This window comes from Streptomyces sp. MBT65 (genome assembly GCF_016612545.1).
In the GTDB taxonomy this organism is placed as follows: Bacteria; Actinomycetota; Actinomycetes; order Streptomycetales; family Streptomycetaceae; genus Streptomyces.
The window spans coordinates 1-26,998 of sequence record NZ_JAENRY010000101.1 but is presented as its reverse complement, the minus strand read 5'-3'; the positions used below and the strand labels follow the sequence as shown (position 1 = coordinate 26,998).

General features: G+C 70.4%; 30 protein-coding genes. 19 read left to right on the top strand and 11 right to left on the bottom strand.

Going from position 1 to position 26,998, the window contains the following annotated elements; all coding sequences use genetic code 11:
* Positions 1-31: 31 nt before the first annotated feature.
* On the bottom strand, positions 32-421 hold the full coding sequence (locus JHN63_RS23365; RefSeq protein ID WP_200683516.1) for an ATP-binding protein: 390 nt from the start codon (positions 419-421) through the stop codon (positions 32-34).
* A gap of 918 nt (positions 422-1,339) precedes the next feature.
* Between JHN63_RS23365 and JHN63_RS23360 the strand changes: the two genes are divergently transcribed.
* Positions 1,340-1,675 carry a MerR family transcriptional regulator gene (locus JHN63_RS23360; protein ID WP_200683514.1) on the top strand — a complete coding sequence of 112 codons (336 nt, stop codon included), beginning with the start codon at positions 1,340-1,342 and terminating at the stop codon, positions 1,673-1,675.
* A 411-nt stretch (positions 1,676-2,086) separates the two neighbouring features.
* Here JHN63_RS23360 and JHN63_RS23355 read toward each other — a convergent pair whose 3' ends face one another.
* Positions 2,087-3,340: a phosphatidylserine/phosphatidylglycerophosphate/cardiolipin synthase family protein gene (locus JHN63_RS23355; protein ID WP_200683512.1), complete on the bottom strand. Its 1,254-nt coding sequence runs from the start codon at positions 3,338-3,340 to the stop codon at positions 2,087-2,089.
* A 75-nt stretch (positions 3,341-3,415) separates the two neighbouring features.
* Here JHN63_RS23355 and JHN63_RS23350 point away from each other — a divergent pair, with 75 nt between their 5' ends.
* Positions 3,416-4,255: a DUF1206 domain-containing protein gene (locus JHN63_RS23350; protein WP_200683510.1), complete on the top strand. Its 840-nt coding sequence runs from the start codon at positions 3,416-3,418 to the stop codon at positions 4,253-4,255.
* A 218-nt stretch (positions 4,256-4,473) separates the two neighbouring features.
* Here the strand turns inward: JHN63_RS23350 and JHN63_RS23345 are convergent, their stop codons facing one another.
* Positions 4,474-5,373 carry an alpha/beta fold hydrolase gene (locus JHN63_RS23345; protein WP_200683508.1) on the bottom strand — a complete coding sequence of 300 codons (900 nt, stop codon included), beginning with the start codon at positions 5,371-5,373 and terminating at the stop codon, positions 4,474-4,476.
* 57 nt (positions 5,374-5,430) lie between these two features.
* Between JHN63_RS23345 and JHN63_RS23340 the strand changes: the two genes are divergently transcribed.
* The 11 genes from JHN63_RS23340 (at position 5,431) to JHN63_RS23290 (ending at position 14,941) form a co-directional block, all read left to right on the top strand.
* A complete protein-coding gene (locus JHN63_RS23340; RefSeq protein ID WP_200683506.1) occupies positions 5,431-6,048 on the top strand; it encodes a TetR/AcrR family transcriptional regulator in 618 nt (205 codons plus the stop codon).
* 287 nt (positions 6,049-6,335) lie between these two features.
* The gene (locus JHN63_RS23335; protein WP_200683504.1) at positions 6,336-7,229 is read left to right on the top strand and encodes a CPBP family intramembrane glutamic endopeptidase; all 894 of its coding nucleotides are present in this window, start codon (positions 6,336-6,338) and stop codon (positions 7,227-7,229) included.
* Between the two features lie 52 nt (positions 7,230-7,281).
* Positions 7,282-8,661, top strand: a complete 1,380-nt coding sequence (locus JHN63_RS23330; protein WP_200683502.1) for a sensor histidine kinase — start codon at positions 7,282-7,284, stop codon at positions 8,659-8,661.
* A gap of 4 nt (positions 8,662-8,665) precedes the next feature.
* Entirely contained in the window at positions 8,666-9,358 is a 693-nt protein-coding gene (locus JHN63_RS23325; RefSeq protein WP_200683500.1) for a response regulator transcription factor, read from the top strand.
* A gap of 430 nt (positions 9,359-9,788) precedes the next feature.
* On the top strand, positions 9,789-10,214 hold the full coding sequence (locus tag JHN63_RS23320) for an STAS domain-containing protein (protein WP_200683499.1): 426 nt from the start codon (positions 9,789-9,791) through the stop codon (positions 10,212-10,214).
* Complete coding sequence (locus tag JHN63_RS23315) at positions 10,211-10,888, top strand: hypothetical protein (protein ID WP_307781960.1); 678 nt, start codon at positions 10,211-10,213, stop codon at positions 10,886-10,888. Before JHN63_RS23320 ends, JHN63_RS23315 begins: the two co-directional genes overlap by 4 nt.
* A 121-nt stretch (positions 10,889-11,009) precedes the next feature.
* Positions 11,010-11,726, top strand: a complete 717-nt coding sequence (locus tag JHN63_RS23310) for a GAF and ANTAR domain-containing protein (protein ID WP_200683497.1) — start codon at positions 11,010-11,012, stop codon at positions 11,724-11,726.
* 579 nt (positions 11,727-12,305) lie between these two features.
* Positions 12,306-12,731: an STAS domain-containing protein gene (locus JHN63_RS23305; protein WP_200683495.1), complete on the top strand. Its 426-nt coding sequence runs from the start codon at positions 12,306-12,308 to the stop codon at positions 12,729-12,731.
* Positions 12,728-13,387, top strand: a complete 660-nt coding sequence (locus JHN63_RS23300; RefSeq protein ID WP_234477574.1) for a hypothetical protein — start codon at positions 12,728-12,730, stop codon at positions 13,385-13,387. The genes JHN63_RS23305 and JHN63_RS23300 overlap by 4 nt, the downstream gene beginning before the upstream one ends.
* Positions 13,384-14,145, top strand: a complete 762-nt coding sequence (locus JHN63_RS23295; RefSeq protein WP_307781961.1) for an ANTAR domain-containing protein — start codon at positions 13,384-13,386, stop codon at positions 14,143-14,145. Before JHN63_RS23300 ends, JHN63_RS23295 begins: the two co-directional genes overlap by 4 nt.
* Positions 14,146-14,224: 79 nt before the next feature.
* Positions 14,225-14,941, top strand: a complete 717-nt coding sequence (locus JHN63_RS23290; RefSeq protein WP_200683491.1) for a GAF and ANTAR domain-containing protein — start codon at positions 14,225-14,227, stop codon at positions 14,939-14,941.
* Between the two features lie 35 nt (positions 14,942-14,976).
* On the opposite strand, the gene JHN63_RS23285 is transcribed toward JHN63_RS23290, so the two are convergent.
* The 3 genes from JHN63_RS23285 to JHN63_RS23275 are packed head-to-tail and all read right to left on the bottom strand — an operon-like array spanning position 14,977 to position 15,841.
* Positions 14,977-15,165, bottom strand: coding sequence for a hypothetical protein (locus JHN63_RS23285; RefSeq protein WP_200683489.1), 189 nt, complete (start codon positions 15,163-15,165; stop codon positions 14,977-14,979).
* A gap of 7 nt (positions 15,166-15,172) precedes the next feature.
* Entirely contained in the window at positions 15,173-15,547 is a 375-nt protein-coding gene (locus JHN63_RS23280) for an ANTAR domain-containing protein (protein ID WP_200683487.1), read from the bottom strand.
* 18 nt (positions 15,548-15,565) lie between these two features.
* Positions 15,566-15,841 carry a hypothetical protein gene (locus JHN63_RS23275; RefSeq protein ID WP_200683485.1) on the bottom strand — a complete coding sequence of 92 codons (276 nt, stop codon included), beginning with the start codon at positions 15,839-15,841 and terminating at the stop codon, positions 15,566-15,568.
* A 380-nt stretch (positions 15,842-16,221) separates the two neighbouring features.
* On the opposite strand from JHN63_RS23275, the gene JHN63_RS23270 reads away from it, so the two are divergent.
* The 4 genes from JHN63_RS23270 to JHN63_RS23255 all read left to right on the top strand — a co-directional run bounded on the left by JHN63_RS23270 (position 16,222) and on the right by JHN63_RS23255 (position 18,295).
* Entirely contained in the window at positions 16,222-16,404 is a 183-nt protein-coding gene (locus JHN63_RS23270) for a hypothetical protein (protein ID WP_200683547.1), read from the top strand.
* Positions 16,405-16,543: 139 nt separating this feature from the next.
* On the top strand, positions 16,544-17,008 hold the full coding sequence (locus JHN63_RS23265; RefSeq protein ID WP_200683482.1) for an NUDIX domain-containing protein: 465 nt from the start codon (positions 16,544-16,546) through the stop codon (positions 17,006-17,008).
* A gap of 9 nt (positions 17,009-17,017) precedes the next feature.
* The gene (locus JHN63_RS23260) at positions 17,018-17,572 is read left to right on the top strand and encodes an NADPH-dependent FMN reductase (protein WP_200683480.1); all 555 of its coding nucleotides are present in this window, start codon (positions 17,018-17,020) and stop codon (positions 17,570-17,572) included.
* A gap of 3 nt (positions 17,573-17,575) precedes the next feature.
* Positions 17,576-18,295 carry a leucine-rich repeat domain-containing protein gene (locus JHN63_RS23255; protein WP_200683478.1) on the top strand — a complete coding sequence of 240 codons (720 nt, stop codon included), beginning with the start codon at positions 17,576-17,578 and terminating at the stop codon, positions 18,293-18,295.
* Positions 18,296-18,321: 26 nt separating this feature from the next.
* Here JHN63_RS23255 and JHN63_RS23250 read toward each other — a convergent pair whose 3' ends face one another.
* From JHN63_RS23250 to JHN63_RS23230, 5 genes are all read right to left on the bottom strand, one after another.
* Positions 18,322-19,002: an IMP cyclohydrolase gene (locus JHN63_RS23250; protein WP_200683476.1), complete on the bottom strand. Its 681-nt coding sequence runs from the start codon at positions 19,000-19,002 to the stop codon at positions 18,322-18,324.
* A 157-nt stretch (positions 19,003-19,159) separates the two neighbouring features.
* Positions 19,160-20,104, bottom strand: a complete 945-nt coding sequence (locus tag JHN63_RS23245; protein WP_234477573.1) for an SGNH/GDSL hydrolase family protein — start codon at positions 20,102-20,104, stop codon at positions 19,160-19,162.
* 184 nt (positions 20,105-20,288) lie between these two features.
* Positions 20,289-22,502 (bottom strand): MMPL family transporter, encoded by a 2,214-nt coding sequence (locus tag JHN63_RS23240; protein WP_200683474.1) that lies wholly within the window; start codon positions 22,500-22,502, stop codon positions 20,289-20,291.
* 157 nt (positions 22,503-22,659) lie between these two features.
* On the bottom strand, positions 22,660-23,301 hold the full coding sequence (ribA, locus tag JHN63_RS23235; protein WP_200683472.1) for a GTP cyclohydrolase II: 642 nt from the start codon (positions 23,299-23,301) through the stop codon (positions 22,660-22,662).
* 155 nt (positions 23,302-23,456) lie between these two features.
* Positions 23,457-23,954 (bottom strand): MarR family winged helix-turn-helix transcriptional regulator, encoded by a 498-nt coding sequence (locus JHN63_RS23230; RefSeq protein WP_200683469.1) that lies wholly within the window; start codon positions 23,952-23,954, stop codon positions 23,457-23,459.
* Between the two features lie 102 nt (positions 23,955-24,056).
* Between JHN63_RS23230 and JHN63_RS23225 the strand changes: the two genes are divergently transcribed.
* Positions 24,057-25,187 carry a dihydrofolate reductase family protein gene (locus tag JHN63_RS23225; RefSeq protein WP_200683466.1) on the top strand — a complete coding sequence of 377 codons (1,131 nt, stop codon included), beginning with the start codon at positions 24,057-24,059 and terminating at the stop codon, positions 25,185-25,187.
* A 537-nt stretch (positions 25,188-25,724) separates the two neighbouring features.
* On the top strand, positions 25,725-26,930 hold the full coding sequence (locus JHN63_RS23220) for an alginate lyase family protein (RefSeq protein WP_200683465.1): 1,206 nt from the start codon (positions 25,725-25,727) through the stop codon (positions 26,928-26,930).
* Positions 26,931-26,998: the final 68 nt, after the last annotated feature.

Below are 26,998 nucleotides of genomic sequence, written 5' to 3'. Positions count from 1 at the left end.
CTGCGTCGTTTCCAGGTGCTGGCGCTACCCGTTACCGGGCGAGGCTGGCACGTACGGTTTTGCCGCCGGCTGCCTGGCGGGTCACGGTGGTGGTGTGGGCGAGGCGGTTGACCATGGGCCGGCCGAAGCCTCCGGTGCCGTCGTTGAGGTCGGGGGTGCGCATGCGCGGCGCCTGCGGGCTGTGGTCGTGCACGGCCACCTCGATGCTGTCGGGGTGTGCGGTCAGGTCCAGGGTGCAGGCGCCGCCGCCGTGACGCAGGGCGTTGGTGACGAGCTCCGAGACGGCCAGGACCACGGTGTCGGCATCCTCGGCTGCGATCGGACGGTGGAGGTCTGCGAGGAAGTGCCGGGCGCTTTCGCGTGCGCGGGCGACGGAGGTCGTGGAGCGGACGGTTGCGACGTTGATGCTCATGGTGTTCATCAGGTCTCCCCGGTCTCTGGATCGTCGATGTCCGGTTCTGCCTGGCGGGTCCCGTTCCCTCTCCCGCGGCCCGTTAACCAGGCGCTGACAGCGCTTCCTCCTGTGTCGGTCACTGTTCGAGGCCGATTGCCTCTCTGTCGAGCACGCGGAAATCTGTGTTTGTCGGAGTAGACATTGGGGCGGGGGCGTGGTTATGGTTCTCTCGTAGCCCAGAGAGACAGCAGGGCCTGGCAGACACGAACTGCCGGGCAGCGCAGTATCCGCAGGTGCGGTTGGCAGGACGGTGCGGTGGTGGAGTCGCGAAGCCAGAGCGGTTGCAGGACGGTGACGCGACTGACGACCGGACCGGGTGGCCCGCAGTGATCAGGGGCTGCCGTGAGCAGGACCGCAGTGGCAGTACCTGTAAGTGCAGTTCGCAGGACCCAGCAGTGAAGTGAGTGAGCAGCACCTCGGTGAAGGCGTCGGCTGCGGACGCGCGCACCGGGAGGTTCGGCAGTGGGGTTCCAAGCCAGAGCAGACGCAGGACGGGCGACGGGGCTGGCTGCCGAAGGACGGCGCTGTCACAGGCCGCTGAGCAGTTCGCATCATCAGCAGTGCGTATCACCAGCAGTGCGTATCACCAGCAGTGCGCAGTACCCCACTTGTAAGCAGTTGATCCCTGAGGGAGAACGGAGGAGCCGAGCGCCATCAGGATCGCCCGGGCCGACATCTTGAACCCGGGTACCGCAGGACATCGATAGTGAGGTGGTCTCCGGTCAAGCAACCGCGATCCCAGCAGCCCCGACGGTGTTCCGGTCGGGTCTGCGGAAACAGAGGGCCGGCGCAGTACGAAGGCCGGCAGATGGTGTAGCAGTTCCTTCGGGGCCTTGGTGCCAAATGGCACCAAGGCCCCTCGACGCGTTCCACAGAGAGGTGCAAATGACAGCAGACGACTCGTTCGGCCGTATCGACGACGACGACTACCCCGCCTACACGATGGGCGGAGCCGCCGAGCTGCTCGGCACCACGCAGGGCTTCCTCCGCGCTCTCGGCGAAGCCCGCCTGATCACCCCGCTCCGCTCTGCCGGCGGTCACCGCCGCTACTCCCGCTACCAGCTGCGCATCGCCGCCCGCGCCCGGGAACTCGTCGACCACGGGACCCCCATCGAGGCCGCCTGCCGCATCATCATCCTCGAAGACCAGCTCGAAGAAGCCAAGCGCATCAACGAACAACACCGCAACGCCGCCGACGCGCAGCGCGCGGCGGACGCCTGACCCGCCGGCGGGGAAGCCGCGGGCAGGATTCCCGGGGCGGTCTCACGCGGCGGTCGGCAGAATGGCGGCCTGCCCCGCCCGGCAGTACGAGGCGCCGGGCTCCGGCGATGTCGTCGGCGGAGCCTTTCGCGTTCCGACCGGCCGTCCACGCGTCGGCCAACTCGCCGATCAGCGCACTGAGTCGACGGCGCCACAGACCAGTGACGACGCTATGGGAGAAGGCCGCGCGGGCCAGGTGGTGCGTCACAGCAACAGCAACTCGCGCGGCCTTCTCCACATCCCCGACCGCTGGACCCCGGATCGCCGGTGCTCGTCAGCCTTGCCGCCGACGGCGCCGTGGAACACCGACAATGACCGCAGGTACCAAGATCGCGACGCCCCACCCGCCATCGGGCACAACCTCTGGACAGGTCAGAGGAAGCGTCGTATCGGTACGACAGCCGTCTCCCTGACGCGCTGGAGCAGCGCCCGTCGCTTCCACCGTCCGGCGCTGATGAGTTCGCTCTGCTCAAGGTCTTCCGTGAAGTGGCGGTCCAGCGTCGCGGTGAACGTGGGGTCCAGCACGGCGAGCATGACCTCTTCGTCGTGGTCGAGGGAGCGACGGTTGAAGTTCGTCGAGCCGATGAGTGCCGTGGCCCTGTCGACGGTGACGACCTTGGTGTGGAGCATGGTCGGCTGGTAGTGGTAGATCCTCACCCCGCATGCGGTGAGCTCCTCGTAGTGGCGCTGGCCCGCGAGTTGGCAGACCCGCTTGTCGGTGTACGGGCCCGGCAGCAGGATCTCCACCTCGACCCCTCGCCGGGCCGCGGCGCACAGCAGCTCGATGAAGTACGCGTCGGGTGCGAAGTAGGCGGTGGCCAGCCGGAGCCTTTCCTCCGCCGTCTCGATCATCACGCGGAACAGGGTCTGCATGTCCTGCCAGCCGAAACTGGCCGAGCCCCGCACCACCTGCACCACGGCGTCGCCCCGGGGGATGTGGTCGGTGAACCGGTCGCGCTCGTCGAAGAGTTCGTCGTGGCACTCGGCCCAGTTCTGGGCGAAGGCGGCGGCCAGTCCGTCCACGGCGGGTCCGCTCACCTGGACGTGGGTGTCGCGCCATTCCTCCGGGCTGCGTGCGTCGCCGCACCACTCCTCGGCGATGCCGACGCCGCCGGTGAAGGCGGTCTCCTCGTCGACGACAAGGACCTTGCGGTGACAGCGATGGTTCTGCTTCAGGGGAGACAGATACAGCGGCTTGCGGAACCAGGCCACCTGCACCCCGGCCCGCTCCATCGCCTCCAACCGGTCCTTGTCGATGAGCCGGCTCCCGAAGCCGTCCAGCAGCAGCCGTACGCGCACTCCTTCCCGCGCCCGCTCCGCGAGCGCGTCGGCGAACTGCCGGGCGATGTCCCCCTTCCAGTACACGAACGTCATCATGTCCACGGTGTGGCGGGCGGAACGGATCCGGCCCAGCATGGCGCCGAAGATCTCGTCCCCGTTGCGCAACGGGAGCAGCGCGTTGCCTTCTGTGGCCGCGATCCCTATGAGCCGCTCCAGCCGGCGTCTGGTGCGCCGGGCCCGACCGTCGAGGACGTCACCGACGTCCTGCGCGCCGCCGGGCTCCTCGGACCTGACGGTTCCCGCCGTTTCGGCGGATGCGACGGCTGCGTTCTGTGCGTTCGGCATGGCTGCACCTTCCTGGACATCGAGCCGGGAGACAAAACCCGGATGCCCCCGTACTTCGGGGGCATCCGGAATGGCATGGCTACTGGATCGGCAACGGCACGCGGACAGGGACAGGCCCGCCGTGCGGCGAACAGCAAGGCGCTCGCGGCGGCGGCCCGTGCGGGCTTCGTCGCCCGCGGGGTCATCTACGTACTGATCGGCGTCCTCTCCCTGCGGATCGCCTTCTTCGGTGGGGGCGAGCAGGCCGACCGGGGCGGCGCGATCGCCGAGATCGCCCAAAAGCCCTTCGGCACAGTGCTGTTGTGGCTGCTGGGGATCGCTCTGGCCGGGATGTCCCTGTGGCGGTTGTCCGAGGCCGCCTTCGGGCAGGCGGGCCCCGACGGCGACAAGCCGGGCAAGAGGGCGATGGCGGCGGGCCGTTTCGTCTTCTACGGATTCGTGTCGTACTCCGTGCTCTCCTACGCGGCCGGGGACAAGGGCAGCGGCAGCGGCAGTTCCGACAAGAACTCCCAGGACGTCACGGCGAAGGCGCTGGACTGGCCCGGCGGGCAGTGGATCGTCGGCATCGCAGGTGCCGCGGTGACCGCCGCCGGCCTGTGGATCGCCGTCCGGGCCCTCCTGCGCAAGTTCGAGAAGCACCTCAAGATGGCGGAGATGTCCCCGAAGACGCGTCAAGTCGTCACCTTCCTGGGCGTGTTCGGCGGCACGGCCCGCGGCATCGTCTTCGCCACCGCGGGAGGCTTCGCCATCGCCGCGGCCGTCCAGCACAAGCCCGGCAAGGCCAAGGGCATGGACGACACCCTGCGAACCTTCGCCGACACCCCGGCGGGCCCCTGGCTGCTGACGGTGATAGCGATCGGCCTCATCGCCTTCGGGGTCTTCTCCTGGGCCAACGCACGCTGGCGCAAGATCTGACAGACGACAGAACACAGCACACACCGGACGAAGGCGGCCGCGAGGCTTCGCCCGCGGCGCCCTCTCCGGGTTCGACGCCCGCCCCCCAACTGCTCGTACCCCTTCTGCGTGAGCGATGCGTGAGCGGACGGTGTGGCAGGAGCTGCTCTGACGAGGTCGCATGCCAGGGAGACGAAGGCGTCGCGGAGTTCGCGAAGTTCAGCCGCGCGGCGGGCCTGCTACCGGCTCGCCGTGAGGAAGTCCTCCAGGATCTCGGCGAACCGCGTCGGCTGCTCCTCGGCCGGGTAGTGGCCGCAGTCGTCGAGGACGACCCCCGTGACGTCGTCGGCGGCCAGCCGCATTGTGTGGGCGGCGTTCTCGCCGCTCCACAGCGCGCCGCCGACGGCGAGCACCGGCAGTGTCAGGCGGGTCCTGCCGCGCTGCTCGTTCTGGGCGATCGTCTCGTCCAGCGCCCGGTAGTAGGCGAAGCTCGCCCGCAGCGCGCGGGGATCCGCGGTGATCGCGTCGACGTAGACATCGACGGCGTACGAGGGGATCGCGGTCGGTGTGGCGGCCTTGGTGGCGAACTGCCAGCCGAAGAAGAGCTGTTCCCGTCCCCGGACCAGTTGCTCGTTGAGGTCGGTGAGCCGGTTGAAGCCGAACTGCCAGAGCCTCAGGTTGGCCGCGGCCGGGCCGAAGAACGGCGGGGACGGCGTGAGGCCGGGGATCACCGCTTCGACGATGGCGAGCCGGCCCACCCGCTCGGGGTGATCGGCGGCGAGGGCGTAGCCGGTCCACGTGCCGATGTCGTGGCCGACCACGTCGAACCGGTCGTGCCCGAGCGCGGCCATCAGCGCGACCAGATCGGCGGCGAGCGTGCCGGCGTCGTACCCGTCGTCGGGCTTGTCGGAGAGCCCGGCCCCGCGCGAGTCGACGGCGACGACGGTGTGCCGACGGGCGAGCGCGGGCATCACCTCCCGCCAGGCGTACCAGGTCTGGGGCCATCCGCCGATCAGCAGCAGCGCCGGGCCGTCCCCACCGGTGACCGCGTGCAGCCGCAGTCCGTTCACCTCCACGAGCCGGCTGGTGAAGACGTCGGGGAATCCGTCGGGCAGTCGCAGCGAACTCAGGCTTGTCATGCCGGGGACCCTACCCATCTTTGAACGATCGTTACAAGATGTGTAGGGTGGCGGACCATGGCAGGCCGCAAGCAGTTCGACGTGGACGAGGCGCTACGACGTGCGATGCACGTCTTCTGGCGCTGGGGGTATTCGGAGGCCTCGATCGATCGCCTGACCGAGGGCACGGGCCTGGGCCGGGGCTCGCTCTACGGCACCTTCGGCGACAAGAGCGCCCTCTTCCGGAAAAGCCTCCAACGGTACGCGCAGACCTACCAACCGCTGTACGAGCAGGCACTGTCCGGCCCCCACCCGACCCCGAGCGCCGTTGTGGCCGCCTACCTGAAGGTCACCCTGAACCGCATCGCCGACCCGGCCGTCCCGGACGGCTGCCTGCTCACGGTGTCGGCGACGCAGATCCCGGCCCTCGACGCGGAGGGCGGGGCGATGGTCCGCGCCATGATCGACGGCCTGCGGGCGAGGCTGGAGCAGGCCTTGCTGGCGGCGGGGGCCGGCGAGCGGGAGGCGGCGGAGCTGGCCCTGTGCACGGTGGCGACGAACAAATCCCTGGCGGTGCTGAGCCGCGCCGGCTTCTCGGGCGAGGACCTGGCGACCGTCGCGGCGGCGGCCGCCAAGAATGCCGAGAATGCCGGGGCGGTGCCGAGTCGACCGGCCGGATCGTCGGGGCCGCGATAGACGGGACTGCGAAAGACGGGGCCGCGATAGGCGGGGACCGTCACACCGTCAGTTTCGTGTGACGGCTCACGACTCCGTGCTCCGTACCCACTACTCCGTACTCCGTGGTCCGTGTTCCGTGCTCTGTGAAGGGCGAAGCCGACCGAACCGGCCGGCAGGCGCCGCGCATCCCCCGTGAGAGCTACCCGGACCGTCCCTGCGCGGGTGATTCGCGGATTCCGGCGGATTTCTAGCGTGGTCGTCAGGTCGGTCGCCGTCGGAGTGGCCGTCGCCGCAGGGAGGTCACGATGAGCACGCCGTCCGCCGCACACGACGACGCAGGGTCCCGCCCGGACGAGGACGAGGACGGTGGCGGCCGGGGTGGCCGGGGTGGCCGTCTCGGCCGGATCGTCCGCGCTCCGCTCGGCTGGATGCTGACGGGCCTGGTGGGTGTCGGCCTGGTTTCGGGGCTGACCGCGACCGGCCCCGGTCCGGTGCCGGTGCTGGGTGCGATCGCGGCGGTCGCCGTGTACTGGGTGGTGATGCGCCGGGTCGCCGGACGCTCCACCCCGGAGATCGCCCGGCAGGGGGCCGGCCGGGAGGCGCTGTACGGCGGTGCGGTCGGCCTGGGCTTCGTCCTGGTCTCCGCCCTCCTGATCACGGTGTTCGGGGGCTACGACTTCTCCTGGGCGGGCAACGGCTTCCTCTCCGTCGTCTGGTCCGCCGCGATGGTGCAGGCCGGCGCCGCGGTCACCGAGGAGCTGATGTTCCGCGGTCTCGCCCTCCAGGCGCTGGAACAGCGGTGGGGCAGCCGGGCCGCCATCGTGATCACCGGCCTGTTCTTCGGCGCCGCCCACCTGGCTGCTCCGGGAGCCAGTGCGTGGAGCGCGCTCGCCATCGCCCTGGAGGCCGGTGTGATGCTCGGCGTCGCGTTCCTGTGGCGGCGTAACATCTGGTTCGTCGCGGGCCTGCACTTCACCTGGAACACCGCCGAGCAACTGCTCGGCATCCCGGTCTCCGGACACACTCCCCAGGGCCTGTTCACGGTCGACACGCACGGCTCCGCCCTGCTCAGCGGCGGCACCTTCGGTTTGGAGGCATCGATCGTGCCCGTCCTCATCGGTGTGCTGCTCACCGTCCGGATGGTCGTCCTCGCCCGGCGGAACGGCGGTCTGCGGCCCCGGCGTCCCGGCCGGCGCTGAGGCGGGCCGCCGTACGGGACACCGGCCACCGGCTGATCGGAGGAAGAGACAAGTGACGTTCCGTCAGGGCCCTTTGCGGACACGGTGGTTGCTGGTACCGCTCGAACGGTGGAAGGAGCAGGACACCTTCCTCAAGGACGGTGTCCTCGCCCTAATGCTCACCCTGCTGGCCTTCGTGCCGACCCTGTCGGCCATCGGGGCGCAGATCGGCGATCTGCCCGAGCGGCCGGCGAACGCGCTGGGCCTCGGACTGGTCCTGGCCCAGACCCTGCCGCTGGCGGCCCGCCGCCGCTGGCCCGCGGGCTGTCTGGTGGTCGTGGCCGCCGCGTTCGCCGTACATCAGGCGCTGGGTTTCGCGACGACGTTCGGCAGCATGGGGCTGTATCTGGCGCTGTATTCGGCCGGAGCCCACCAGGTCCGCTTCCGCTCGGGTCTGGCGGCCGTGGCGAGTGCGGGGTACGCGGTGCTGGCCGTCGTCCTGCACCGGCTCGGCTCCCCGCAGGACCCGACGGACTATCTCGCCTTCTATCTGGTGCTGGCCGCTGTCCGGCTGGTGGGGAGCGGTGTGCGCAAGCGGCGCGGCGAAGAGGCGGAACGGCGGCGGCTGGCCGCCGAGTTGGCCACGACCGCCGAGCGGGCGCGGATCGCCCGCGAGCTGCACGACGTGGTCACCCACCATGTGACGGCCATGGTGGTGCAGGCGGACGCGGCCCAGTTCCTGATCACCTCCGCGCCGGAACGGGCCACCACGGGAATGGCCTCCGTCAGCGAAACCGGCCGCCGGGCGCTGACCGAACTGCGGTATCTGCTCGGGGTGTTGGAGGCGACCGGCGAGTCCACGGCTTCCAGTTCTACGGCCTCCAGGTCTACGACCGCCAGGTCCGCGACCGGCGTCTCCACGACCGCCAGGTCCGCGACCGACGGCCCCGCCCATGAGGGCTTCTCGCACGGAAGTCGGGGGCCCACCCTCGGCCGGGTGGGAGACCTCGTCGAGCAGGCCCGCAGGTCGGGTCAGCCGGTGGAGTTCAGCGAGCGGGGCGAGCGGCGGCCCCGGAGCGTGGACGTGGAACTGGCCGCCTACCGGGTCGTACAGGAAGCACTCACCAACGCGATGAAGTACGCGACCGGGCAGCCGACACGGGTCCTCGTCCGGCACGGCGAGGAGCGCGTCGAGATCGGGGTGACCACCGAAGGACCCGTCCCCGTCACCATCCCGGCGCCCGCTGTATCGGCCATCCGCGAGCCGGGCCCCGAGGGCGGACGGGGGCTGGCCGGGCTGCGGGTCCGGGTGCGGATGCTCGATGGTGAACTGGAGGCCGGACCCCGGCCCGGGGGCGGGTTCGAGGTCCGTGCCACGATTCCGTCCCAGCCCCTGCTCCTGCCCCAGCCCGAGCACGAGCCCCAGCCTGATCCCGAGCCCGTTCAGGAGTGACCCCGTGAGCGACGCGCCGCCACCGATCCGTGTGCTCGTCTGCGACGACCAGGAACTGGTGCGGACCGGCTACGTCACCATCTTCTCGGCCCAGCCCGACCTGGAGGTCGTGGGCGAGGCGGAGAACGGGCACGCGGCGGTGGAAGCCGCGCGGCGGCTGCGGCCCGACGTGGTCGTGATGGACATCCGGATGCCCCTCCTCGACGGCATCCAGGCGACCCGGCAACTGGCCGGCCCCGGCGCCGGGGAACCGCCGAAGGTGCTGGTCGTCACCACGTTCAACGTCGACGCCCATGTCTACGACGCGCTGCGCGCCGGAGCCAGCGGGTTCCTCCTCAAGGACGCGCCGCCCGCGGAGCTGGTGAACGGCATCCGGACCGTGGCCCGGGGCGAGGCCCTGCTGTCGCCCGCCGTCACCCGCCACCTCATCGGCCACTACGCCGAACACCTGCGCCCGGCCGAGTCCGCCCGCCCGGCCAGAGAGGACGTCGTACGCGCGCTGACGCCCCGCGAACTGGACGTGCTCCGGCAGATGGCCGAGGGGCTGTCGAACGCGGAGATAGCGGCGGAGCTGTACATCACCCCCGAGACGGTCAAGACGTACGTCTCGCGGATCCTGGCCAAACTCGCCCTGCGCGACCGGGTCCAGGCAGTCGTCCTCGCCTACCGGGTCGGACTGGCGTCCGGCACACCGTGAACCGGCGGGCCGGACCGGCACCCGTACCCGCAAAGCACAGCCACAGCCACCGGCAGGATCCGGCCAGGCCGGCAAGAACGAGCAGGTCCCCGGTTGCCGGTTCCGGTTGCCGTTCGATGCGGCACATCCGTATGGCCGCCTGTTGAGATCACCGTGTAAACATCGTGGTACCCGTCTTCGGGGCCGACCGGGGGACGGTCCCCAGGACTATGCTGCACACGGACGTCCCAGACCCCGGCGGGCCATCACTGCTTGGCCATATGCCTGTGGAGAGCGGAGCGTTCGTCCTCTCGCCCCACGCATTCCCGAGGGAACCGGCCGGGTCCCAGGCCCGGAACATCGGCTGCTGGACCGGTCGTTCACCTGCCCGCACGACAGGACGACCGTCCGGGGAGCCCGGTACGGTCTCGTGAACCGAGGCATCCCGACCATGCGTGTCCCACCCGTCCTGAACGTCCACCGGCACGACACCGGCAACCGGGCGCTGATCACCCTGACCGGCGAGATCGACCTCGACTCCGCGCCCCTGGTGCACGCGTCACTGGACCGCTGCCTGCGCGACGGCATCCGTGCCATCGACGTCGACGTCACCGCCGCGACCTTCCGCGGCCACAACAGCCTCAACGCCTTCCTCTGCGCCCTGCTGCACACCGTCGCGGCCCGAGTGTCCCTGCAACTGCGCGACCCCAGCCCGGCGTTGGAACGCCTCGTCACGCTCACCGGCTCCGGTTCCCTCTTCCTCACCCTCCCGGACGCCCACGCCGGGAACGGGACGCTCCCGCCGCCCTTTCCCCTGACCCAGGCCGCGCACTGGCCCGCTCCGGCCCTGCCCGCTCTCCCGGGCGGTGTGCTGTGACGGCCTTACCCGGGCCGAGCCGACCGCGAACGAGCGCGGGTCGCCCGCCGCTCGCCACCCCCACGACAGCCCTGAGCCTGCGTCGGCTCAACCGCTGGCAGACGGAGGGACTGCGCGAGGAGCTGGCGGACCTGTACGCGAAGTCCTGTGCCACAGAGCCCGGTTGGGAGGACCGCGGTCGGAGGGACTTCCTGCGCCGTCTCACGCACGACACCTGGCGACCGGGGTTCACCATGCTGACCGCCCAGGCACCCCGCCTGGTGGGATACGCGTTCGGATTCCCCGTGGCGCGCGACGGCTCCTGGTGGAGCGGATTCCGTGGAACACTCCCGCAGCACGTCGCCCAACTCACCACGTCCGGACGGGTCTTCGCCATCAGCGGGACAGTGGTCCGACCCTCCGAGCGGTACCACGGCCTGGCCGAACGGCTCCAGGAGCATCTGCTCGCCGACCGGCGGGCCCTGCTCGGCGTCACCCTGGTGGACCGGACCCATCGTGCGGCCTGTGCCGGATTCCGGTCCCGGGGATGGCGCGACATCGGCCTGCTCTACCGGCCACCGGGCCCCACCGTGCTGCGGGCCCTGGTCCTTCCCCTCGCCGAGCGGACAGCCGCGGGGCCGGACGACCTCGCGTACCCGGCACGCATCCGGGAGCCGCAGGACGACCAGGGGTGAGACATGCGCATGAGAGGGGATCACCGGGTGAACGGCGGGACGGCGAGCGTGAGTTGTGACGGCTGACAGCGGGTCCCACCGGTCCCCGGCGGAGACCACTCCCGAGACAAAGGTGCAGGCGATGGATCAGCGGCTCCTTTCCAGGACGTTCGTCGAGCTGGCCGACAACCTGGTCGCCGACTTCGACCTGATGGACTTCCTGTGCTTGCTGACCGACCGCTGTGTCGGCATGCTCGGGGTGAGCGCGGCCGGCGTCCTGCTCGCCGACCGCGACGGCGAACTCCGGGTCATGGCCGCCTCCAGCGAACAGGTACGCCTGCTGGAACTCTTCCAGCTCCAGAACGACGAAGGCCCCTGCCTGGAGTGCTTCCGCACCGGCGCACCGGTCTCCGTCTCCGACGTGACCACGGAGATCCACCGCTGGCCGCGCTTCGCCGCGCAGGCCCACCACAGCGGGTTCGCGGCGGTCCAGGCGCTGCCGATGCGGCTGCGGGACGAGGTCGTCGGCGCCCTGAACCTCTTCCGCGCCGACGCCGGTCCCTTCGATCCGGTCGGCACGCTCATCGCCCAGGCGCTCGCCGACGTCGCCACCATCAGCCTCCTGCAACAACGCACCACCCACCTCAGCGCCCTCCTCAACGAACAGCTCCGGACCGCGCTGAGCAGCCGCATCCTGATCGAACAGGCCAAGGGCAAACTCGCCGAACGCCTCGACATCGACATGGAACAGGCCTTCTCCGCGCTGCGCGCCTACGCCCGCGCCCACAACCGCCGCCTCTCCAACCTGGCCCGCACCTTCATCGACGGCACCGAACCGCTCAACGGCCTGGTCGTCTGACCGTCCGGTGCGGGACGACGCGGTCAGGCGATCCCGGTGCCGCGCACCAGCAGCAACGCCACGTCCACCACGGCGACCGCCGCCCGCTCCCGGCTGCGGCCGACACCGTCCCCGGGCCGGCCACCGCTCCGTCATGTGGGGCCGTCGCCTCGGGCGGTCGGCCGACTGCCGTACCTGAGTGGCCGTCGGCCGCCACACGCGTGCCGTTCCCCCAACTACCGCGCAGAACACCGGACATGCACGCGCCACCGGCCCGTCAACACTGTCCGCATCCTGAAATGAGAGTGGCTCCGGGCCGTCTGCCGTGCCCGGTCGAGGACTATGCTGTTGTCCAGGCGTCCCAGACCCCGGCGGCTTGTCGTTGCTCGACACTGATGGCTGCGGGGAGCGGATTCTTCGTCCGTCACCCGGAGCATCCCTGGAGGGAACCGGGTGGATCCGCCGTCCTGTCGTACAGGCCCTCGGACCGGCCCTCGCTCCGCCTCCGCCGAACGTACGCCCCTGCCGACAGCGCGCCGGAGGGGCCGGGAATCCCGGCGTCCCCACCTCGCTGCCGGATGGTCCCTGAACCGAGGCGTCATGCCCTTCCCCCAGCTCACCGTCTACCGTCATGACCGACGCAACCGGGCACTGATCACCCTGACCGGCGAGATCGACCTAGAAACCGCACCGCTGATGCGCGCGGCCCTGGCGCAGTGCCTGAGCGACGGCATCCGCATCGTCGACGTCGACCTCACCCCCGTGACCTTCTGCGACTGCAGCGGCCTCAACGCCTTCCTCTACGCCACGCAGAAGACCACCGAGGCCGGCGGCATCCTGCAACTGCACCACCCGCCACCGACACTGGAGCGGATCCTCGACCTCACCGGCTCCGGACTCCTGCTCCTCGGCCGTCCGGTCGGGCAGCAGTCACCTCCCCCCGGGGACGTCCCGGCCCCAGCCGTCCAACTCCCACCGCACCGACGTAGCCCGCTGGTGACGGCCGGCCCGGGCGATGCGCGATGACGGCCCAACCGGAGCAGCGGCGGCAACACAAGCCCCGTACAAGCGAGTTGTCCACCATGGACGCGGTGCGGTTGCGCCGTGTGAACCACTGGCTGGCACAGGGCCTGGGCGGGGAGCTGGCGGATCTCTACGTCGACCACTACGAGGCGTCCGCCGCCGAGAGGCACCGCGGCCGCGGCCGCCAGGACTTCCTGAACCGGCTCACCGGTGACATCCGCAGGCCGGGCTTCGCCATGGTGATCGCGGAGACGGACCACCTGGTCGGATGCGCCTTCGGGTTCCCGGTGCCCGGAGACGGCTTCTGGTGGCTCGGGTTCGACGGACCACTCCCGCAGAGCCTCGAGCAACTCACCGCGTCCGGCGGCGTCTTCGCCATCACCGACACCCTGATCCGTCCGCAGGACCACGGTGTGGGCCGCCGGTTGCAGGAACGGCTGCTGAGCGACCGTCGGGCCGCTCTCGGCGCCACCTTGGTGGATCCCGACGATCACCCGACCCTCGCCTCGCTCCGCTCCTGGGGCTGGCTGGACGTCGGGGAAGTGTGGCGGCCGGCGGGTCCGGCCATGTTCCGTGCGCTGGTGTTCCCGGTCGGGGAACGAACCTCGGCGCGGCTGGGGGGCCTGGCCCACGACGCCTGGAGCCGGTGGCCCACGTGAGGTCCGACGGCCGCTCGGTCCGCATCCAGGTGCTGGTCGCCGAGCAGGCCGCCCACCGCGGTGCCCGCGTCGGCGTGGTCGACGTGTGCACCGCCGCCGTGGCCGCGCTGCCGGTCGGCGGGGCCGGTATATCGGCGATGTCCATGACCACCGCGAGCCATCCGCTGTGCAGCACCGACGCCATCAGCGAACAGTTGGAGGAGCTCCAGCTCACCCTCGGTGAGGGGCCCTGCGTGGACGCCTTCGTCCACGGCTCGGCCGTCCTGACGCCCGACCTGCTCACCGGTCGGCTTCAGGACCGCTGGTCCGTGTTCGCGGACGCGGCCCTGGAGGCCGGGGCACGCGCGGTGTTCGCCCTCCCGCTGCAGATGGGGGCGATCAGCCCGGGGGTCCTGGACCTGTACGCCGACGTCCCCACCGTGCTGGACGCGGAGCAGTTGGCCGACGCGCTGGCGTTCGCCGATCTCGCCACGCTGCTCTTGCTCGACGCACGGATCGAGGAGACGGGCGCACCGGTCGACGGACCACTGCTGGACCGGGGCTTCGAAGACCTGGGCGGATACCGGGCGGAGATCGACCAGGCCACCGGCATCCTCACCGTCCAGCTCGGTGTCGGCATCGACGAGGCCTTCGTCCGGCTCCGCGCCTACTCCTACACGCGGGGACGCCGGCTCGCCGACGTGGCCGCCGACGTGGTGGCCCACCGGCTCCGCTTCTCGCCGTACGACGAACCGAGACGTACCGACGACGGCACCTGACCCATCGGTTCCGACCGACGAACGTGCTGTGCTTCCCGCCCCTTCCCGGCGGGACTAGTCTCGACCGAGGGTGCCCACGATGAATCAGCAACTCCTGGCCAAGACCTTCGTCGAGCTGGCCGACAACCTGGTCGCCGACTTCGATCTCATCGACTTCCTGCGGCTGCTCACCGACCGCTGCGTGAGCATGCTGGACGCGAGCGCCGCCGGCGTACTGCTCGCCGACCACGACGGCAAACTGCGTGTCATGGCCGCCTCCGACGAACAGGTCCGGCTGCTGGAACTCTTCCAGCTCCAGAGCGACGAAGGCCCTTGTCTGGAGGCCTTCCGCACCGGGACACAGGTGATCGTCCCCGACCTGACCCGGGAGGTCGCCCGCTGGCCGCGGTTCGCCACCGCGGCCCACCGCAGTGGATTCGGCGCCGTCCAGGCGCTGCCGATGCGGCTGCGGGACGAGACGGTCGGCGCCCTGAACCTCTTCCGCGCCACCCCCGGTTCCTTCGACCCGGTCGGTACGCCCGTCGCCCAGGCCCTGGCCGACGTCGCCACCATCAGCCTGCTGCAACAACGCTCGGCCCAGCGCAGCACCGTCCTCAACGAACAGCTCCAGAACGCGCTGAACAGCCGCATCCTGATCGAACAGGCCAAGGGAAAACTCGCCGAACGCCAGAACGTCGACATGGAACGGGCCTTCACCACCCTGCGCGGCTACGCCCGCGCCCACAACCGCCGTCTGTCCGACGTGGCCCGCGCCTTCATCGACGGCTCCGAACCCCTCCCCGGCCTGGCGGTCTGACCGCCCGACGTCACATCCACGCCTTCGGCCCAGTGCTACGACTCCGCCCGCCGGCCCGCGGAAGCGCCGCACGGCCGCCCGACGCCGAGTACCGCGCCGATGCCGATCAGCAGGCAACCCGCGGCGTCCGACAGCACCTGACCGTAGGGCAGTTCGAGCACCGAGGCCCTCCGGCACGACGCCGTCGTCGTGCCTATGAGCGGTCCGGTCCGTGGCGTCGCCACGGTCGGCTCAGCCGGCGGTCGGTGCGTCGCACCCTCGGTCTTCCGCGTAGAGCCGCCGCAGTGCGTGCCGCAGCGCACGCCGCATCAGCCGCGAGAGCGGCTCACCCTCCCAGGCGGCGACCACCGCGGCCGCCACGTCCGGGAGTTGGGCGTTGCACTGGCGCGCGACGTCCACCAGCAGGCTCCTGGCCGGCCCACGGCGACACGGGGCCAGGACCATCACCATGCCGCACGCCTGGTCCACGACCGTCCGGCCTGCCAGCACGCGACGGAGCTGATCGATCTCGGCCCGCAGCGCCACGACATCCTGGGCCGCCGGGTCCCGCTCCTCCACGGCGTCCGCGCGTCCGGTGTGGCGAAAGCCGTCCCGGAGCCTCTGCATGTCGGGCCGGTTCATCGCTCACCCACGCCGTTCACGGTCCCTGCGGTCCTCGCGCCTCCAACGGGCCCGGTGCCGACGGCTGTAGCGGCGGTCCCAGCGGTCCTGCCGATCCCGGCGATTCTCGTAGTCCCGGTACTCCCCGAGATCGGAACCGTCACGACGGATCCAGCCGCCACCACCGCGGTCGTGCCGGGTGGCGGCGAAGACCAACACGGCCGCGGCCACCCACCAAAGGGGTTGGAGGAAGCCGAGACCGAACAGGGCCACGATCAGGATGAGAAGCAGAACGAACACGGCGGGCCCTCCCGGGGCGGAACAACGCGACACTGCCGGGGGCCGGGGCCTGTTCCACCAGCGTAGCCCTGCCCAGGGGCCGCGGACAGCGGCCCGTGTAACGGTCTGTCCCCCCGGGACGAATGGCCACTTGACGCCTGTCGCGGGAGTGCGACGAGGGGCTAGCGTGCGTGCTACGGCCCGAGCCCCCGGCAGCGTCGATCACCTCTCGCGCCCCCTCGGGGGCGCACCTCGCGCATCAGTGCCGGAACCCGTCCCGCCACCACGGGCCGCTCCCGCACCGCCGTCGCCACCGGACCCCGGCTCGGTACCGATGCGCCCCGGGCGGGCACCCTCCCACTGCCCGCCGCCTCGCACGCACACCACCGCAGGCGGCACACATGTACGCCCTGATCCTTCCGGCCTCGACCCCCTTCGTCCTCCTCGCCACCGTGCTGGGCCTGTCCTGGTGGGAGGACCGCATCCTGCCGACACCGGAGCCGGTCGAAGCCCTCATCGAGGATCTGCTGGCCCCGGCGCCCCTGCCCGACTCTCTGAACTCCCCCGTATCGAGGCAGCGTTGACACCTGTAGATTCTTCTTCTTTTCTTCTCCTCCTCCTGCTGATCCCAGTGGCGTTCGACACGGCAGGACCGACGACCGGACCTCCGGAACCCTCAACGGCGCGCACCGCGTTCCTCGTGGTCAACTACCGTTGCTCTCCATGACCTTGATAGTCGCCGCCGTCATCGTCCACGACCGGGCCGCAGGCCGTGTGGTCCTCATCCAGCGTGGCGAGCACGCCAAGTTCGGGCGTGGGATGTGGGATCTCCCCGTCGGCAAGAACGAACCCGGCGAGCCTGTCACCGCCACCGCCGTAAGGGAGTTGTACGAGGAGACCGGTCTCGTCGTGGCGGCGGAGTCGCTGGAGGTCGTTCATGTCATCCACGCCGCCCTCGGGGTCCAGGCGCCGAGCGGCTACCTCACGGTCGTCTTCGTCACCGACGAGTGGACCGGCGAACCCGAGAACCGCGAGCCCCTCAAGCACGCGCAGGTGCGGTGGGTCGATGTGGACGCGGTTCCTGAGAACTTCGTAAAGGGCAATGCCCAGGCCCTCGACCGCTACCTCCACCACCGCAACCACCTCAACGGGAGCGGGACACAGGTGTCCTTGCACGGCTGGGCGTAGGTTGACCGAATGCCCACGCCACCAGTGATCCTGCTGCTGTCCGGCAGCCTCCGGGCCGGTTCCTCCAACGAGGCCGTACTGCGCACCGCCTACGACGTGGCAGGGGACGCTCGGACGAACGCCGTACTGTACGACGGTCTCGCCGAGCTTCCGCACTTCAACCCCGATGACGACACGGACCCGTTGCCGGCGCCCGTGGCCGAGCTGCGGGCGGCGATCGACCGGTCCGCCGGCATCCTGATCTGCACCCCGGAGTACGCGGGCACCCTGCCGGGTTCGTTCAAGAACCTGTTGGACTGGACGGTCGGCGGCACCGAGATCGGTGACAAGCCGGTGGCCTGGGTCAACGCGGCCGCACCGGGCCGGGGCTCGGGCGCGGAGGCCACGCTGCGGACCGTTCTCGGCTACACCGGCGCCGACATCGTGGAGTCGGCCTGTGCGCGGATCCCGGTGGACCAGGGGATGCTCGGCACGGACGGGCTCATCACGGACGCAGGCGTACGGCGTCAACTCGTAGAGGTGATAAGGCTGTTGGCGGCCGCCAGGCACCCCACGAGGAAGTGAACCATGCCGCACACGCTGAACCTGTGGCGCCAACAGCTCGGAAAAATCCCCGAGTCGGTCTGGCACCGAACCGAACTCCAGATCCTGATCCTCGCGGACAACGGACTCACCGACCTACCGCCCGAGGTCGGACGACTACACCGCCTGACCACCCTGGACCTCGGTCACAACCGCCTCACCACCCTGCCCGACGAACTGGGCGACCTGACCGACCTCGACGCCTTCCTCTACCTGCACGACAACGCGCTGACCGAACTCCCGGACACCTTGGGGAAGTTGACCGGGCTGCGCTATCTCAACGTCGGCGAGAACGCACTCACCGCCCTGCCCGAGACCATCGGCCACATGGCCGGTCTGATCGAACTCCGGTCCCAGCACAACCAGTTGCCCACCCTGCCCGACAGCATCGGCGAACTCCACAACCTGCGCGAACTCTGGCTCCGGGCCAACGAGATCGACTCCCTGCCGTCGTCCATGGCCGACCTCCACGAACTACGCCACCTGGACCTACGGGAGAACGCCCTCACCGAACTCCCGCCCGCGCTGGCCGACTTGCCCCTGCTACGCCACCTCGACCTGCGAAGCAATCACCTCACGGCCCTGCCGGAATGGGTCTCGACGATGCCCTCTCTGGAGAAACTGGACCTGCGGTGGAACGACTGTGAGCTTTCCGGGGCGCTGCTGGCCGCGTTGGGGCGGCGTGGGTGCGTCGTTCTCGTGTGAGGCGAGGGTTGCCGCCGTTTGTTCTTTCAGCTTCGGATGTCCGCGCTCGCGAGCCCTCTGGGTGCGAAGACAGCGGCGGCGACGCGGAGTTGGGCCGGTAGCGCCGACCACACCACTTCCATGAGGTCCTCGGGTGTGTGCGCGCCGGTGTGGATCTCCGTGAACGGGGCGCCGGTGGCGATCTGTTGCCCATCGGAGCGGTAGGTCGTCATGAGGACGCCCTCGCCGGGAGCCGGGTCGCTGATGTGCAGGGTGAGCCGGTCGGTGGCCGTGCGCTTCCCGCTGCTCCGCCGCGCGGCGCCGAACCAGGCCCGGCCCGTCTTGTGGTTGTCCGTGATCACGGTCAGGCGGGGAGTGAAGATCGGTGGGTCGGGTTCGTAGTCCAGGCCGTCCAGGGCGAGGGCCGGGGGCCGCCCCGAGGCGAGCCGGTCGGCCACGGTGGAGACCTGCTCGCCGTTGCCGAAGACCAGCCAGTCCTGGCTCTGACGAGCGGCGACGTAGTGCCGGAGGTGGTCGTGGTCCCGGCTGTCGGAGGGGGCGACAATCAGTTCGCCGGCGGGGGTGCGGTGCAGGGTGCGCGCCTGGGACGCGGGGCTTCGGCCGGTGAGGAAGTAGGCGCCGAGCATGGAGCCGTCGCCGGTTTTGCACCACAGCACTCCGCGGCCTGGGTAAGGGTTGGCGGTCAGCGTGTCGCTCAGTGAGTCCATGGCGTCAGCATGCAGGTCCGGCCGTGAGCGATCCATCGGCAAGAACGGCGACCAGCAGGTCGGGCAGATTTTCGTGGTCACGAAGTACGTGACGTACGACGACGTGTTGTCGTACTGGGGCTGCCGCCTCCGTCCAACGTCGCCTCGCAGCCGCTCCCTACAGCGCCGACCTGATGCCGTGCAGCACCGCGTCCGCCATCCCCCGCTCCCCCCGCGCGTTCGGATGCACCGGCGCCGCCGGGCTGTCCGGGACGAGCGGTTCTATCCAGCGGGTGGTCTTCGCCGTGCAGGCGTTGTGGGCGGCGGAAGGGGTGTATGTGTCGACGTAGGCGGCCCCGGCCTCCGAACTCCGTTGGCGGAGCATGGTGTTGAGTTGTTGTTCCTTCTCGCGGAGGAAGGTCACGTCGCCGGGGGCGAGGGACATGTCCCGGCCGCAGTCGGCGCTGTCGGACGGGAGGATCGCCGGGTACGAGACGACGTAGACGCGGGCCTCGGGGGCGCGGCGTTCGACCTCGTGCAGGACCCGGGTGAGGCGGGCGCCCGCCGTGGCGATCTTCTTCGTCACCGCGTCGGAGTCGCCCTTGACGTAGTTGCGCTCGCAGGGCGCGTCCTCGGCGAAGTACTTGCCGCTGCCGGTCAGTTGGTACAGCGCGCCCATCGCGACACACCGTTTGATCATCGAGCTGAAGCCGATGTCGTTGCCGCCGATGCCGATGGTGATCAGGCGGGTGGTGGACGAGATCGCCCTGAGCTGGGGTGGATTGGTGCCGTCGTCCGTTTCCTGGGCTGTCGTGAGGTCCGTGGTCGTGGCGCCGCTGCAGCTCGCGTCGTGGAAGTCGCTTGCCTTGAGGCCGAGTTCGGTGGCGACCAGGGACGGGTAGTTGCCCGCGGAGCGGTCGCAGCCGGCCGGGGTGCCGGTCGGGTCGGTGATGCCGGGGCCGGCGGTGTAGGAGTCACCGAGCGCCACGTACGGGCCCTTCGACGCGGAGGTGTAGGTGACACCGGTGTGGCTGTCGCCGCCGTCGCGGGTGGTGAGGACCACGGTGAGCAGCGTGCCGCAGGCGAGGAGCCCGGCCACCCCGGCCTGCATGGAGGTTTTCATCGCGAAGTGCCCTCTCTGGTGGGCGAGTTGGTGACTCGGTGAGATGTGGACGTCCGCGGGCCCGGCGACGGGCGGGGGGAGTGCCCCGTCGCCGGGCCCGGGACTTGCGCCGGGTCCCCGTCCCCACGGGATCCGGGCGCCGCGAGGCCGCTTCCGCTCTCGGCGGCCCCGGTCTGCGGGGTCCCTAGGGGACCGGGGTGAGGTGGACGGGCGGCGGGTCGGTCACCGGTGCCGGGACCTTGCGGCTCAGGGCCTCGCCCTCGACGTCCATCCGGGGCAGCACGCGGTCGAGCCAACGCGGCAGGTACCAGGCCTTGTCGCCGAGCAGGGAGAGGATGGCCGGCACGATCGCCATCCGGACCACGAACGCGTCGAACAGGACCGCGATGGCCAGCCCGAAGCCGATCATCTTGATCATCGAGGCGCCCGCGCCGATGAAGCCCGAGAACACCGCCATCATGATCAGCGCGGCGGCCACGACCACCCGGGCGCTGTGCCGGAACCCGGAGACGATCGCCTGACCGGGCCCGTCCCCGTGGACGTACGCCTCACGCATCCGGGAGACCAGGAACACCTCGTAGTCCATGGCGAGGCCGAAGACGATGCCCACCAGGAAGATCGGCATCAGGCTCATGATCGGCCCGGTCTGGTCCACGCCCAACAGCGAGGCCCCGTGGCCCTGTTGGAAGACCGCGACCACCGCGCCGAGCGCCGCGAGGACCGAGAGCAGGAAGCCGAGGGCCGCCTTCAGCGGGACCAGGAGCGAGCGGAAGACCAGCAGGAGCAGGACGATCGCCAGGCCCACCACCAGGGCCAGATACGGGATCAGCGCGTCCTGGACCTTCTGTGCCACGTCGATGTTCAGCGCGGTGGTGCCGGTGACCTCGAAGTCGGCGCCGGAAGCCTTCGACTCGATGCCCGGCCGTTCGTCGCGGATCGTCTGGACGAGCTGCTTGGTCTTCTCGTCGGTGGGGCTGGTGGACGGCGTCGCGGAGAACACCGCTGTGTCGCCTGCCGAGTTGAAGCGGGCGGGCGAGACGGAGACCACTCCGTCGGTGGCCGCGATCTCCTTCGAGACGGTCGCCACGGCGCTCTTCGCGTCGGTGGCTCCCTTGGCGTCCACGACGATGGTCAGGGGGCCGTTGAAGCCGGGGCCGAAGCCCTTCGCGAGGTCGTCGTAGGCCCGGCGTTCGGTGGTGGAGGTGGACTTGGCCTCGTCGCCGGGCATGCCGAGCTGGAGGTTCAGGGCGGGGAGGGCCATCGCGCCGAGGCCCACGACGCCGAGCAGCAGGACGGGGATCGGGCGGCGCACGACGAGCCGGGCCCAGCGGCTGCCGCCGTTGTCCTGGTCGCTCTTCCTGCCCCGCCGGGTGCCCTTGCGGATCCCGCGCGACAGGACCTTGTTCGGCCAGAAGCCCAGGAGCGCCGGGACGAGGGTGAGGGAGATCAGGACCGACAGGAGGACCGCGCCGGCCGCCGCCAGCCCCATCTTCGTCAGCATCGGGATGCCGACCACCGACAGACCGGCCAGCGCGATGACAACGGTCAGACCGGCGAACACCACCGCCGAACCCGCCGTACCGGCCGCGAGCCCGGCCGCCTCCCTCGGTGCGTGACCCTTCGCGCGTTCCTCGCGGTAGCGGGACACGACGAAGAGCGCGTAGTCGATGCCGCAGGCGAGGCCGAGCATCGTGGCCAGCGTGCCGGTGGTCTCGGAGAGGCCGAAAGCGCTGCCCAGGGCGAGGATCGCGGACATGCTGATGCCGACACCGAGGATCGCGGTGAGCAGCGGCAGACCGGCCGCGGCCAGCGAACCGAAGGTGATCAGGAGGACCAGGGCCGCTATCGCGATGCCGATCGCCTCGGCGCTGCCGCCGGCGGCGGGCTGGGTGGCGAGCGCGTCACCGCCGACCTCGACGGTCAGTCCCGCCTTCTGGGCCGTGTCGATGGCCCGTTCCAGATGGGTCTTGGCGGTGTCGGTGAGGTCGTCGGCCTTCACCTTGAAGGTGACGGTGGAGTACGCCGTCGTCGCGTCCTTGCTCACCGCCTTCGCGGCGAACGGGTCGACGGTGGAGGCGACCTGGGAACCGTCGGCCGCCTCCGCGACCAGCTTCTCGATCGCCGCCCGGTTCTCGGTCGCGGTGACCTTCTCGCCGTTCGGGGCGACGAAGACGATCCGGGCGTTCGCCCCGTCCGCCGCGGTGCCGGGGAAGCGCTGCTCCAGCAGGTCGAAGGCCTTCTGCGACTCGATGCCGGGCATGGTGAAGCCGTCGTCGGGGGTGGCGGGGGCCTTGGTGGCGGCGAATCCGACGGCGCCGAGGACCGCCACCCACAGGAGGGTGACGAACCAGCGCCACCGGAAGGCCACGCGGCCCAAGTGATAGAGGAGAGTAGCCATGGCTGGGGAAGGCCTCCACGTCGGCGGTCGGTCGAGATCCGGATCACGTGCGTGATCGTGGTCTCAAGCCTTCCGTCGGCCGCTCTCCGGCACGAGGGAGTGCTCTCCCGAATGGATGGTGTAGCCCGCTACACCATCGACCGCGCCACCGAGCCCCTCAGCCCGCGTGCAGTTCCGTCAACTGGCCCAGCGGCAGGGTGTGGTGGGTCTGGAGGACCTTCGCGCGTAGATACCGGACGTTGTGCGGCGTGGTGAAGACACCGGTCGGCACCCGGTCGTGCACGTCGATGCCGAGCCCCCTCAACTGGTCCGCCTTGTCGGGGTTGTTGGAGAGCAGGTCCAGGGACGTGATGCCCAGGGCCTGGAGCATCTGCGCGGCGGCCGTGTAGTCGCGGGCGTCCTCGGGCAGGCCCAGCGCGGTGTTCGCCGCGTAGGTGTCGAGGCCCTGGTCCTGGAGGGCGTACGCGTCGAGCTTGTTGTAGAGGCCGATGCCCCGGCCCTCCTGGCGCAGATAGAGCAGGACACCGCCGCGGTCGGCTATGCGCTCGACGGCCTCGCGCAACTGGGGTCCGCAGTCGCAGCGGGCGGAACCGAACACATCGCCGGTCAGGCACTCCGAGTGCAGCCGCACCAGCGGGGTGGTGCCGGGGGCCGGGTCGCCGAGGACGACCGCGAGATGTTCCTGGCCGTCGGTCAGGCCGTGGAAGGTGACGAGTTCGGCGTCGACGCCGTAGCCGTCCTGGAAGCGCAGCGGTACCCGGACGCGGGCACGCGGGGTGGCGGCGGGGAAGTCGGGCATGCGGGTCTCCGTGGTCGGGCGGCAGATATCGAGATGTGCTTCAGTTTTGAAGCACATCCACGATCACGGACACTACCTCATGCTTGAAATTTGAAGCAACAGATTTGTGGGACGGGTCACGAAGAGAGATCACGAAGCCGGGCCGCGAGGCCGGCTCACGAACACGACGGTGTGGAGCGGCGGCGCCACGGAACGTCCTCCGGTGTCTCCAGCGCCCGCCCGATCTGGGTGCTGATCTCCTCCAGCTGGCCCACCTGTTCCGGGGTGAGATGGTCGAAGATCGCCGCGCGGACGGTCTCGACATGGCCCGGCGCCGTACGCTCCAGGACGTCCATCCCCGCGTCGGTCAGGATCGCGGTGCTGCCCCGCTTGTCCGACGGGCACCCCTCACGCCGTACGAGACCGTCCTTCTCCAGCCGGGTCACCGCGTACGTCAGCCGGCTCCGGGTGATCTTCGACTTCTCGGCGAGGTCGGTCATCCGCAGCCGGCGGTCCGGTACGTCGGAGAGGTTGGCGAGGATGGAGTAGTACAGGTGGGGCATGCCGGCCTCCTGCTGGAGCTGCCGGTCGATCGCGTCCTCCAGGAGGTGCGTCGCGGCGATGTACGCGCGCCAGGCGCGCTGCTCCTCGGCGGTGAGCCAGCGAGTCGTCATGCCCCCAGTGTAGGTTTGTTTCAAACTTGAACCAAGCCCCGCCTCTTTACCGAGCTCCATCTCCTTACCGAGCCCCGCCCGCCTCCCAGAGAGAGCGCGTCGATGTCCTTCCCGTACGTCCTGCTGTCCGCCGCCGTCTCCCTCGACGGCTACCTCGACGACACCGGCCCCGACCGGCTGCTCCTCTCCAGCCCGGACGACTTCGACCGGGTCGACGAGGTCCGGGCGTCCGTGGACGCGATCCTCATCGGCGCCGGCACGATCCGCGCGGACAACCCCCGCCTGCTCGTGAACTCCCCGGAGCGGCGCGCGGCCCGCATCGCCGAAGGCAAGCCCGAATACCCCCTCAAGGTCACGGTCAGCGGCTCCGGCGACCTCGACCCGAGCGCCAACTTCTGGCACACGGGCGGCGACAAACTCGTCTGTACGACGGACAAGGGCGCGGAGCGAGTCCGCCAACTCGGCATCGCCGCCGACGTGTTCGCCCCGGGCCCCGAACTCGACTGGCGCCGGCTGCTCGAACACCTCCACTCCGCCAGGGGAGTCGACCGCCTGATGGTCGAGGGCGGCGGCACGATCCACACCCAACTGCTCCAGCAGGGCCTGGCCGACGAACTCCAACTCGTCGTGTCCCCGCTCTTCGTGGGCACCCCGGACGCCCCCCGCCTCTTCGGCCCGGGCACCTACCAGGCAGGCCGCCTCCGCCTCCTCGAGACCCGCCCCATCGAGGACGTCGTCCTCATCCGCTACGCACCCACCGCCCCCGGCACCGGAGACCTCCCCGCCGCGGCCGACCACCACTGGCTCGCCCTCGCCTGCGACCTGGCCGCGGACTGCCCGCCCTCGGAGACCGCGTTCAGCGTCGGCGCGGTGGTCGTGGCCGCGGACGGCACGGAACTCGCCCGGGGCCACTCCCGCGAGGCCGGCGACCCGGTGGTCCACGCGGAGGAGGCGGCCCTGGCCAAGCTCGACCCCGCGGACCCCCGTCTCCCCACCGCCACGGTCTACACCAGCCTCGAACCCTGCACCCACCGCGCCTCCCGCCCCGAGCCCTGCGCCCGCCTGATCCTCGACGCGGGTGTGCGGAGGGTGGTGACGGCCTGGCGCGAGCCCGACACGTTCGTGGCGGGCGCGGACGGCAGCGGGGCGCTGGCCGCGCAGGGCGTCTCCGTGGTCGTACTCCCGGAGCACGAGAAGCGAGCGAAGACGCCGAACGGACATCTGCTGGGGTAAGCAGATCGGCCCGCGCGGCACCTTGCGACACAGGTGAGCAAAGTCAGTGCGTGCGGTGCCGTTCGGCACGGGTGAGCAAAGTCAGTGCGTGCGGCGCCTTTCGGCACGGGCGAGTAGATCAGCCCGTGCGGTGCCTTTCGGCAGGGACGAGCAAAATCAGCCCGTCCGGTGCCTTTCGGCACGGGCGCTCGAAATCACTCCGTCCGGCGCCGCTTCAGCACGGGCCCGCCCATCCAGCCCGCCCGACGCCTCTCCAACACGGGCCGGCGACATCCAGCCTGTCCAGCACCTTCTCAGCTCACACCCGCACAATCAGCCCGTCCGGCACCTTTTCAGCACAGGCCCACATAATCAGCCCGTCCGGCGTTTGAGGACGAGGCCCTTTCGGGGCCGAAGCGGGGGCCTGGGGGCGGCAGCCCCCAGACGTCCACACCAACACCGCCCAGCACGACCAATCGGCCCAGTAAATCCTGCGGGTCCATCCCCGAAGGGCCACGCTGCGAATGACCCGGTAGGGACAACGCGGAGGTAGGACACATGCGGGCAGTGGCGGTGCTGGGCGCGACCGTGGTCGTAGGACTTCTCGCCTCGTGCGGGGCGGCGGACACCGGTACCCGGACCATGGCACGGGCCCTGCCCGCCGACGCGGCGTTCACGCACCCCGGAGTCCTGGTCAGCAAGGGGCAGTTGGACGCCGTACGGAAGAACGTGACCGCAGGGAAGCAGCCCTGGCTGAAGGCGTACTTCGGGATGCGGGACAGCAAGTACGGGTCGTACAAGTACACGGCGAAGCCGGTCGCGGACGTCGACTGCCCCTGGAACGGCAAGGCCGCGCACGGCTGTGTCGAGGAGCGCGAGGACGCGATCGCGGCGTACACGCAGGCCCTGCTCTTCAGCATCACCGGCAAGCAGCACCACGCGCTCAAGGCGCGGGAGATCATGGACGACTGGTCGGCGAAGCTGAAGGAGCACACTTCCGACGACGCCGGGCTCCAGACCGCGTGGGCCGGTTCGACCTGGGCGCGGGCGGCGGAGATCGTGCGGTACGCGCCGGGGGCCGGGTGGCCGGCGGACCGGGTCGAGCGGTTCGGGACGATGCTGCGTACCGCCTACGAGCCCGAGGTCACCAAGAACCTTCCCGACTACAACGGCAACTGGGACCTCGCGATGACCGACGCGGCGATCGGCATCGCCGTCTTCCTCGACGACCACAAGGCCTTCGACGCCGCCGTCAAACGCTTCCGCGACCGCGTGCCCGCCTACTTCTACCTGGCCAAGGACGGCAAGGTGCCGCTCGCCCCGGTCGGGTCGAAGCTCAGCACCCCGCAGAAGCTGACGACGTACTGGTTCAAGCAGACCACCTTCAAGGACGGCGTCGCCCAGGAGACCTGCCGCAACTTCAAGCACGTCGGGTACTCGCTCGCGGCCTCCGCGCACATCGCCGAGACCGCCTGGCACCAGGGCGTCGACCTCTACGACGGGGTCAAGGACCGGCTCAGGGCGGCCCTCGACCTGCACGCCCGCTACCAGCTCGGCGAGCCCGCGCCCGCCTGGCTGTGCGGCGGCAAGGTCGACCGGAACATGGGGCCCGACCTGGAGGTCGCCCTCAACCACCTGGAGGGCCGGCTCGGCGAGAAGGTGCCCGCCGCGCACAGGCTCGCCGAGCAGACCAGGCCGGCCGGCAGCGACGACCTCTTCGTCTCCTGGGAGACCCTCACGCACGCCGGGAACACCGCCGACTGAAACCCTGGTGACTTCGGACCCCGCGGATGGCGTATAGTTGCAATCACAACGGCGCGGGGTGGAGCAGC